The following is a 6,286-nucleotide window of genomic DNA, read 5'->3' as shown; positions in this document are numbered from 1 at the left end:
CCGCCTTGGTCGACGTGTCCTCCGTTGTCGACGGTGTGCCACCGGTCGACGTGTCACCCTTCGACGTATCTTTCGTCTGAGGCTGCTGCGTCGTCACGGGTGTCTGCGGCTTGCTGGAATCCTGCGGCATCGGGTATGCGCCGGTATCGAGTCCGTTCAAGGCTTCGACAAGAACGCCGTAAATCCGACGAACCTCGGTGTCGACTTCTTTGCAAAGCTGAATGAATTTATCGTATGTCGCGTTGACGTGCGGCATGAAGATATCGACCAACCACTGCTTGGCCTTCTTGCCCGCATCAGAATCCGGGTTGGACGACACCTCTTGTATGTAATCATCGATCGCAGTGCGGCTCATCCCGCTGCTGTTCTGCTGGGGGATATCAGGCGTATTGGGAGACCAAAAGCTTTGGACCGTAACCGCTTTGTGCCGTACGGCAGTTCGCAGCGCAGTCGCCACATAACTGAGCTCCAGCGATATCGTCGCAGCTTCGATGCGATCTTGCTCGGCACGGAGAATCTGCGCATTCAGCATATTGGATGCGGTGTCAGCTGCCTGCCCCTGCCATATCGACGGCAATGCCGAGAGCTGCCGCCGCTGTTCGTCGATCTCAGCGGGCAATTTAGCCATCACCTTGGACAAAGCCGCAGACATTCGATCGATTGCCGCGATATCCATGCCGCGTTCGGTGTCGTATTTCGCATAGATCGAATCGAAATCCCCATTTGCCCCCGCCAGCAGTTCCGACCTAGCAGGAGCGTGCGCAACCGCTGATGCTTTTCCATAGCGAGGTAGGTATTCGACGAAATACTGCAAACCTTCCGCCCCCAGGTCGAGCATCTCGTCTGCGCTACCACCGGTGGGAATACTGGCCCAGGTCGGAGAGTCAGCCATGAACGCCCCCGGACACCACGGCCGAACATGTGGACACGAACGCGCGCATCAAAGGTTCACCCCAGCAGCGGTTATCTTCTTGACGTTGGCATCGTCGACCGTCGCGTACGTATCCGCACTGGTACCGAACTGCACGCCCGTCTTGTCGATCGCGGTCTGCCAGTTCTTCAACCACGTCTCGACCTTGCCGATCACGCCCCCGACCTTCGTCCCCTCGGCACCGTAGTCGCGACCGGCTTGCGCGGCGGTGAAGGACCAGCCCTTGACGTCGGCAGAGCACGTCCCGATATCAGCCGCCGACGCCTTCAGGTTCGACGCAGCCTTACGCAGAGCCGTCGGATCGACCGTTACTGAATCGCCCACTTCCCCCTCCTTCTGGTCAAGCGCCGGCAGGCGCACTACTCCCTTAGACGCGCCACGACCCGGATCGGTTCCACGATCACACGACGAATGCCGCTGTGCTCGGATTCGATCACAGCGGCACCCTGGTGCGCTACTTCTCCAGGTTCCCCTGGTCGGTCTTGCGCCACTCCGACGTGCCGTCGGGATGACGGTGGTATTCCCAGGCGGCGTAGTCGCCGTCTTCCTCGACGACGGTGACGTGATCGGCCAGGCCGTCGTGGTCGTAGTCGGACCAGATGCTGGTCGAGTCGGCATCGCCGGTGGAGAGGGAGTCGACGACGCCGTCGTGGTCGAGGTCGAGGGATGGGTTGTTCAACTCGACGGGGCCGAGGCCGCCCAGGGACGAGTGGGCGTCGATGTCGGGTAGGCCGAGGCCGGGGAACTCACCCGAGGTGACCATGACTGCTCCTCCAACGGAAAACTCGCGGATGACGACGTGGCGGGGTTGCCACCATCTTGTCATCCGCGAGCGGGCGCCGGGGGGTTCGGGGCTACTTGTTCGGGATGAGGATCCACATCGCCAGGTAGATCAGGAACTGGGGACCGGGCAGCAGGCAGGACACGACGAAGACCAGGCGGACGACGTTGGGGTTCCAGCCGTAGCGTTCGGCGAGGCCGCCGCAGACGCCTGCGATCCACTTGTTGCTGGTCGAACGGGTGAGGCGGCGGGCGGGGGCGGTCATGGTGTTGCCTTCCTGTGGAGCGGTGATGTCTCCACTGTGCCGTCGGAGCACTCCCGCCCGCATCGGTCCACAGACCCATCCGCACCCTGATTTCGACAGGCCCCGACCTCAGGGTCAGACCCCGAGACGGGCACAATCGTCGAGGTGAGCACGACATTGCACGCCAGTGGCCTCTCCGCGGGGCACGCCGAACGGACCCTGTTCGCCGACCTCGATTTCACTCTCGCCCCCGGCGATGTGATCGGGCTGGTCGGGGTGAACGGCGCGGGCAAGTCGACGCTGCTGCGGATGCTGGCCGAGCGGGAACCGGGCGAGGGCACCATCGCGTTGAGCCCGCCCGACGCGACCGTCGGTTATCTGACCCAGGAACCGGAGCGCATCGAGGGCGAGACGGTGCTCGAATTCCTCTCGCGCCGAACCGGTGTCGCACACGCCCAGCAGGTGATGGACGCGGCGGCCGAACGCCTCGGCGACGGTGGCGACGACGACTACTCGCCCGCGCTGGAACATTGGCTGGCGTTGGGTGGCGCGGATCTCGATCAGCGCGCCGAAGAGGTCGCCGCGGACCTGGGGCTGACCCACGGCTTGGCCGGTGGGCTCGACACCCCGATGACGGGCCTGTCCGGCGGCCAGGCGGCACGCGCGGGGCTGGCCTCGGTGTTGTTGTCGCGCTTCGACATTCTGCTGCTCGACGAGCCGACCAACGACCTCGATCTCGACGGCCTCGACCGGCTGGAACGGTTCGTCACCGGGGTGCGCGTACCGCTGATGGTGATCAGCCACGATCGAGAGTTCTTGGCGCGCACCGTGAACAGCGTCCTCGAACTCGATCTGGCTCAGCAGCAAACCGGTTTCTACGACGGCGGCTACGACGCCTACCTCGCCGAACGCGAGATCGCCCGCAAGCACGCCCGCGAGGCCTACGACGAATTCGCCGACACCAAAGCGGGTTTGGAGTCGCGCGCGCAGATGCAGCGCAACTGGCTCGAGCACGGGGTGCGCAACGCCCGCCGCAAGGGCAAGAACGACTCCGACAAGATGGGTCGCAAGACCCGCGCGGAATCCACCGAGAAGCAGGCCGCCAAGGCCCGTCAGACGCAGCGCCGGATCGAACGCCTCGACGTGGTCGACGAGCCGCGCAAGGAGTGGGAGCTGCGGATGGAGATCGCCACCGCCCCACGCAGCGGCGCGGTGGTCGCGACCGCCAACAACGCCACCCTCACGCGCGGCGAATTCACCCTCGGCCCGATCACCACCCAGATCGATTGGGCCGACCGGATCGTGCTCACCGGCGCCAACGGCTCGGGCAAGTCGACCCTGCTCGGCCTGCTGCTCGGCAAGATCGCCCCGGATTCCGGTACCGCCGCACTGGGTTCCGGTGTGGAGATCGGCGAGGTCGACCAGGCCCGCGGGCTGTTCCGTGGCGACGACGCGCTGGCCGACACCTTCGCCGCGGCGATGCCCGACTGGCCCGACGCCGAAGTCCGCACGCTACTGGCCAAATTCGGCCTGCGCGGGCCGCACGTGACGCGTGCGTGCGACACCCTGTCCCCCGGTGAACGCACCCGCGCGGCCCTGGCCCTGCTCCAGGCGCGCGGGGTGAACCTGCTGGTTCTCGACGAGCCGACCAACCACCTCGACCTGCCCGCCATCGAACAGCTCGAACAGGCCGTCGAATCCTTCACCGGCACGTTGATTCTGGTGACGCATGATCGCCGGATGCTGGATTCTGTTCGTGCGACCCGTCGTTGGCACATGTCCGGTGGGCTTCTCAGCGAGGAATGACGCATGGACTACGCATTGGGCATCGACACCCGAATCACCCTGCTCGTCACCGGATTCCTCTTCCTGAGCGCGTTGCTGCTCGGGGTGTGGAAGTACCACGGCATCCGGACTGACGGCGCGGCGCACGTCTATGTCGACATCGCCCACCGCGCCGCGCTGATGTACTCCTTCGCGGGGATCCTGCTCGCGGTGTTCACCGAGCTCAGCGCCTGGCCGACGATCGTCAATCTGACCGCCGACCTGGTGGTGCTCGCGTTCTTCGCCGGTGCGATCGCCAGTTACGCCCTGCACGGGCTGCGCCGGGACACCACCAATCAGTTCGACGGGAGGATTCCCGCCGAACTGCGGCTGTCGATGTACGGGCTGATCGTGGGCGAGATCGGTGGTTTCGGGGTGCTGTTCAGCGGATTCGTCGCCGGACAGTTCTAGAGTGACTGCACTACAGCGGGCTCGGCCGCACCGAACAGGTCGATGTCGGAGCCGAGCTTGGCACCGATCAGACCGACGCCGAAAGTGACACCGAGCACCGCGACCACGGCGATGAACGACCGCGAGCGCGGCACCCGCGGCGCCGCGAACGCGCGGGTGCGTGGCGCCTCGGCGACCGGCTCATAGGCGGACTGCCCGTAGCCTTCGTCCCGGATCGGCACAGTGTGCGAATACCCTTGCGGCACTTCGCGGCACCCCGGTCGCCCGCAGGCCCCACCACAGCGGTGCGGCTGGTCGGCTTCGCCGTACTCGTACGGGTACTGGTCCTGATAGTTGCGGGCAGGCAGCGGCGGAACCATGATCGGCCCCCTTCGAATCGTGCTGCGCGCCAAAATAACCGCCTGCGCCGAGCAGCACACACGCGCCACGGGGCACACAGGTCCAGACGGCGTATCCCGATACTAGTGGGGCCCGGTGGAACACGCCACAGCACCGATCGCCGACCCGTCGTCCGGGTCCCGGCGACTAGACCGCGGCGACCCGCTTGGCCAGATCATCGGCCAGCTGACGCGCCTGCGCGGGATCGGTGGCCTCCACCATCACCCGCACCAACTGCTCGGTCCCGCTGGGCCGCAACAGAACCCGCCCGGTGTCCCCGAGGATCCGCTCGGCCTCCGCGACAGCCTCCAGCACCTCGGGAGCGACAGCGACAGCGCCCTTGTCCGACACCGCGACATTGATCAACACCTGCGGCACTGTGGTCATCACCGAAGCCAGCGAGGCCAGCGAGCGGCCGGTCTGCGCCATCCGCGCCATCAACCGCAGGCCGGTGAGCACCCCGTCCCCGGTGGTACCGAACCGCGGGAACACCACATGCCCGGACTGTTCCCCGCCCAGGCTGTATCCGCCGCGACGCAACTCCTCGAGCACGTACCGGTCGCCGACAGCGGCGGTGATCACGGTGATCTCGGCGGCACGCATCGCGATGTGCAGGCCGAGGTTGCTCATCACGGTGGCGACGAGGGTGTCGTCCACCAGTTCGCCCGCGTCGCGCATCGCCAGCGCGAGTACCGCCATGATCGCGTCACCGTCGACGATCTCGCCCGCGGCATCGACGGCGAGGCAACGATCGGCGTCACCGTCGAGCGCGATGCCCAGGTCGGCGCCGTGTTCGAGGACCGCGCGCCGCACGGTGTCCAGGTGCGTGGAACCGCACCCGTCATTGATGTTGAGCCCGTTGGGTTCGGCGTTGATCGCGATCACCGTCGCGCCCGCCTCCCGGTACACCTGCGGGGCGACCTCGGCGGCCGCACCGTGCGCGCAGTCGACGACGACGGTCAGCGAGGACAGGTCCTGGCTGGTGGATTCGAGCAGATGCTCGACATAGCGCTCGTGGGTGCCCTCGACGGTGTAGTCGCCACGCACGCGGCCGATGCCCGCGCCGGTCGGGCGCACGGTGACGCCTTCGGCGATCAGGGCTTCGATCCGGGCCTCGATGGCGTCGTCGAGCTTGTGCCCGCCCGCCGCGAAGATCTTGATGCCGTTGTCGGGCATGGGGTTGTGCGAGGCGGAGATCATCACGCCGAAGCACGCGTCGTACAGGCCGGTCAGGTAGGCCACGGCCGGAGTGGGCAGCACGCCCACCGAGAGGACATCGACGCCGACCGAGGTCAGGCCCGCGGTGACCGCGGCCTCGAGCATCTCGCCGCTGGCGCGCGGATCGCGACCGAGCACCGCCACCGGGCGCTTCTTGCCGCGCGAGAGCACCTGCGCTGCCGCGGCGGCGACGCGCATCGCCAGTTCCGGGCTCAGCGACTCGTTGGCGAGTCCGCGAACACCGTCTGTGCCGAATAGCCGTCCCATAAAAACCCTCTACCAGTAGTAGGTCCCCGAATACAGCACAAGAGCAGGCGACCAGCGGTGCTGGAAGCCTGCTCTTGCACACACGCTCCGCCGACCAGGCTCATCCCCACTCGCGCGGGCAGCATACCCAGCGTATGCGAAAGCCGAGAGTCGACAGTGCGTAAATCCGCGTCGCGGACCCGGATGAACAGCATCGGGTTCGCGTCTTCGCCGCGTGCGAGCAGATCCAGGG

General features: G+C 66.4%; 8 protein-coding genes. 2 read left to right on the top strand and 6 right to left on the bottom strand.

The genetic code is table 11. The annotated features are described in order from the left end of the window. From ACFWF3_RS20420 to ACFWF3_RS20405, 4 genes are all read right to left on the bottom strand, one after another. Positions 1–892, bottom strand: an 892-nt coding sequence (locus ACFWF3_RS20420) for a hypothetical protein (protein ID WP_379314870.1), incomplete at its 3' end; no start/stop codon positions are given. Between the two features lie 48 nt (positions 893–940). Next, positions 941–1,255 carry a type VII secretion target gene (locus ACFWF3_RS20415; protein WP_067448407.1) on the bottom strand — a complete coding sequence of 105 codons (315 nt, stop codon included), beginning with the start codon at positions 1,253–1,255 and terminating at the stop codon, positions 941–943. A 130-nt stretch (positions 1,256–1,385) separates the two neighbouring features. Continuing rightward, on the bottom strand, positions 1,386–1,694 hold the full coding sequence (locus ACFWF3_RS20410; RefSeq protein ID WP_056818233.1) for a DUF6802 family protein: 309 nt from the start codon (positions 1,692–1,694) through the stop codon (positions 1,386–1,388). A gap of 91 nt (positions 1,695–1,785) precedes the next feature. Further along, positions 1,786–1,977: a PspC domain-containing protein gene (locus ACFWF3_RS20405; RefSeq protein ID WP_063057023.1), complete on the bottom strand. Its 192-nt coding sequence runs from the start codon at positions 1,975–1,977 to the stop codon at positions 1,786–1,788. 144 nt (positions 1,978–2,121) lie between these two features. Here ACFWF3_RS20405 and ACFWF3_RS20400 point away from each other — a divergent pair, with 144 nt between their 5' ends. Together ACFWF3_RS20400 and ACFWF3_RS20395 are read left to right on the top strand one after the other, a co-directional pair. Further along, positions 2,122–3,762 (top strand): ABC-F family ATP-binding cassette domain-containing protein, encoded by a 1,641-nt coding sequence (locus ACFWF3_RS20400; RefSeq protein ID WP_378993582.1) that lies wholly within the window; start codon positions 2,122–2,124, stop codon positions 3,760–3,762. Positions 3,763–3,765: 3 nt separating this feature from the next. Then, the gene (locus tag ACFWF3_RS20395; RefSeq protein WP_378993583.1) at positions 3,766–4,191 is read left to right on the top strand and encodes a hypothetical protein; all 426 of its coding nucleotides are present in this window, start codon (positions 3,766–3,768) and stop codon (positions 4,189–4,191) included. Here ACFWF3_RS20395 and ACFWF3_RS20390 read toward each other — a convergent pair. Continuing rightward, positions 4,188–4,550, bottom strand: coding sequence for a hypothetical protein (locus ACFWF3_RS20390; RefSeq protein ID WP_378662011.1), 363 nt, complete (start codon positions 4,548–4,550; stop codon positions 4,188–4,190). The two genes, ACFWF3_RS20395 and ACFWF3_RS20390, sit on opposite strands and share 4 nt — an antisense overlap. Positions 4,551–4,716: 166 nt before the next feature. Further along, entirely contained in the window at positions 4,717–6,054 is a 1,338-nt protein-coding gene (gene glmM / locus ACFWF3_RS20385) for a phosphoglucosamine mutase (RefSeq protein ID WP_379314869.1), read from the bottom strand. Positions 6,055–6,286: the final 232 nt, after the last annotated feature.

This window comes from Nocardia sp. NPDC060220 (assembly GCF_042727815.1).
Lineage (GTDB): Bacteria > Actinomycetota > Actinomycetes > Mycobacteriales > Mycobacteriaceae > Nocardia.
This window is presented reverse-complemented; position numbering and strand designations above follow the sequence as displayed.

Excerpts from the sequence above, each read along its gene's own strand:
- ACFWF3_RS20410 (WP_056818233.1), bottom strand. The coding sequence starts at position 1,694 with ATGGTCACCTCGGGTGAGTTCCCCGGCCTCGGCCTACCCGACATCGAC.
- ACFWF3_RS20405 (WP_063057023.1), bottom strand. The coding sequence starts at position 1,977 with ATGACCGCCCCCGCCCGCCGCCTCACCCGTTCGACCAGCAACAAGTGG.
- ACFWF3_RS20395 (WP_378993583.1), top strand. The coding sequence starts at position 3,766 with ATGGACTACGCATTGGGCATCGACACCCGAATCACCCTGCTCGTCACC.
- ACFWF3_RS20390 (WP_378662011.1), bottom strand. The coding sequence starts at position 4,550 with ATGGTTCCGCCGCTGCCTGCCCGCAACTATCAGGACCAGTACCCGTAC.
- glmM (WP_379314869.1), bottom strand. The coding sequence starts at position 6,054 with ATGGGACGGCTATTCGGCACAGACGGTGTTCGCGGACTCGCCAACGAG.